At 50.0% G+C, this 352-nt stretch carries 1 pseudogene; it reads left to right on the forward strand.

The features are described from left to right. A pseudogene (locus tag OCV63_RS17415) lies at positions 1 to 352 on the forward strand (MobQ family relaxase); the annotation flags it as partial.

Raw genomic sequence — 352 nt, forward strand, 5'->3', positions numbered from 1 at the left:
TCAGCGAAGCCCTGTCCTATCTCCGGCAAAAGGGGCTTTCCACTGTGGAGGACTTAGAAGCGTTTCTGGAATCTTCCGGGAAATCAGCCGCAGATTACCGCAATCAGATGAAGCCAAAGGAAGCCCGCAGCAAAGTGATTGACGGGATTCTTGCCAGCCGGACAGACTGCAAGGAATGTAAGCCTGTCTATGAGAAGTACCAGAAGATATTTTTTAAGAAAACAAAGGAGAAATTCAAACAGGAACACCCGGAGGTTGCCCGGTATGAAAAAGCCGCCGCCTACCTTGCCAAGCACCCAGATGATAAGGACAGTACCCAAAAGGAGCTGCAAGAGGAGCAGGAAACGCTTCT

It is taken from the genome of Laedolimicola ammoniilytica (assembly GCF_025567165.1).
GTDB classification, from domain to species: domain Bacteria; phylum Bacillota; class Clostridia; order Lachnospirales; family Lachnospiraceae; genus Laedolimicola; species Laedolimicola ammoniilytica.